2 protein-coding genes are annotated in these 2371 nt (G+C 69.0%); both read left to right on the forward strand.

Annotation, left to right across the window (positions count from 1 at the left end; genetic code table 11):
* A partial coding sequence (locus DQP58_RS26525) for an ATP-binding cassette domain-containing protein (RefSeq protein WP_112710984.1) occupies positions 1-2012 on the forward strand: 2012 nt, incomplete at its 5' end.
* Between the two features lie 51 nt (positions 2013-2063).
* The coding region (locus DQP58_RS26530) for an FHA domain-containing protein (RefSeq protein ID WP_133259456.1) at positions 2064-2371 on the forward strand (308 nt) is incomplete at its 3' end.

Consider the following 2371-nt stretch of genomic DNA (forward strand, 5'->3'; position numbering starts at 1 on the left):
CCCCCGCCTCCGCGAAGCCGCCCGAGGTCGCGAACCTGGCCACGAAGATGTTCCAGGCGCTGATGCCGTCGCGCTCCGGCGCGATCCAGAAGCCGGCCGGCTCCCAAACCATCGGCCGCGCCACCGACAACGACATCGTCATCCAGGACGTGCTGGCCTCGCGCCACCACGCCTTCTTGATCCAGACGCCGCTGGGCACCGAGATCCGCGACGCGCACAGCGTCAACGGGACGTTCGTCAACGGCGTCCGGGTCGGCTCGGCGGTGCTGACCGAGGGCGACGTCGTCACCATCGGCAACGTCGACCTGGTGTTCACCGGCGACAATCTGGTCCGGCGCACCGAGGCCGCCACCCGCAGCGGCGGCCTGGAGGTCAACTCCGTCTGCTACACCGTCGACCACGGCAAGCAGCTGCTCGACCACATCTCGCTGACCGCGCGGCCCGGGACGCTGACCGCCATCATCGGCGGTTCGGGCGCGGGCAAGACCACGCTGTCGCGGCTGATCGTCGGCTACACCAGCCCGACCTCGGGCACCGTGACCTTCGAGGGCCACAACATTCACACCGAGTACGCCTCCATGCGCAGCAGGATCGGCATGGTCCCGCAGGACGACGTGGTGCACCGCCAGCTCACGGTCAACCAGGCGCTGAACTACGCCGCCGAGCTGCGCCTGCCGCCCGACACCAGCAAACAGGAGCGGGCCCGCATCGTCGCGCAGGTGCTCGAGGAACTCGACATGACCCAGCACGCCGACACCCGGGTCGACAAGCTCTCCGGCGGCCAGCGCAAGCGCGCCTCGGTCGCTCTCGAACTGCTCACCCAGCCGTCGCTGCTGCTGCTCGACGAGCCGACGTCGGGTCTGGACCCGGCGCTGGACCGCCAGGTCATGCTGATGCTGCGCCAGCTGGCCGACGCCGGCCGCACGGTCTTGGTGGTGACCCACTCGGTGTCCTACCTCGACGTCTGCGATCAGATCCTGCTGGTCGCACCCGGCGGAAAGACCGCCTTCTGCGGGCCGCCGGACCAGGTCGAGGCCGCGATGGGCACCCGCAACTGGGCCGACATCTTCGCGAAGGTGGGAGCCGACCCGGACGAGGCCAACCGCCGCTTCAAGGAGCGCAACCAGCAGTCGTCGCAGCCACCGACCCCGGAGAGCCCGGCGGATCTGGGCGAACCGCCCCAGACCGACCTGTTCCGGCAGCTGTCCACGATCGCCCGCCGCCAGGTGCGCCTGGTCGTATCCGACCGCGGTTACACCATCTTCCTGGCGGTCCTGCCGTTTCTCATCGGCGCGTTGTCGCTGACGGTGAAGGGCCCGCACCCCGGCCTCGGCCCGGCCGACCCGTTGGGCCCCGCGCCGACGCAGCCGCAGTACATCATGGTGCTGCTCAACATCGGTGCGGTATTCATGGGCACCGCGCTGACCATCCGCGACCTGATCGGCGAGCGCCCCATCTTCCGGCGCGAGCAGGCGGTCGGCCTGTCCACCACCGCCTATCTGCTGGCCAAGATCGCGGTGTTCTGCGTCTTCGCCACCGCGCAGGCGGCGATCGCGACCATCATCGTGCGGCTGGGTAAGGGCGCGCCGACGGCGCATCCCCAGTTCTTCGGCAACTCCACCTTCTCGCTGTTCGTCACCGTGGCGGGCACCTGTATCGCGTCGGCCATGCTCGGGCTGCTGCTCTCGGCGCTGGCGCAGTCCAACGAGCAGATCATGCCGCTGCTGGTGGTGTCGATCATGTCGCAGCTGGTGTTCTCCAGCGGCATGATCCCGGTGTATCAGCGCGTCGGCCTCGAGCAAATGGCGTGGCTGACGCCCGCCCGGTGGGGCTACGCCGCGGGCGCCTCCTCGATCGACTTCCCGTCGCTGGTGAAGGTCAAGCAGATCCCGACCAACGACCCGATCTGGCAGCACTCGAAGCACATCTTCGTGTTCGACATGTTCATGCTCGCGGCGCTGTCGATCGGCTACACCGGCTTCGTCCGCTGGCATATCCGGCTGAAACGCTGAGGCTGAAACGCTGAGGCCGGGCCGCGGCCAACGACCCCTAACCTGGATGTGATGACTCGACCTGCGCGGCCCGTGCTGACGGCTCGAGCTGACCGCGCCGAAGGTAGCTTCGCCGCCGGCCGCGACGTGGTCGTCGGCAGCGACCTGCGCGCCGACCTACGCGTCGCCCACCCGTTGATCGCCCGCGCACACGTGCTGCTGCGCTTCGAACAGGGGCGGTGGCTCGCGGTCGACAACAACACGCTCAACGGGGTCTACCTCGACGGCCAGCGGGTGCCGGTCGTGGACATCCACGACGGCCAGACCATCAACATCGGTAAGCCCGACGGCCCGCGGATCACCTTCGAGGTGGGGCAGCA

This window comes from Mycobacterium colombiense (assembly GCF_003284975.1).
GTDB lineage: Bacteria > Actinomycetota > Actinomycetes > Mycobacteriales > Mycobacteriaceae > Mycobacterium > Mycobacterium europaeum_A.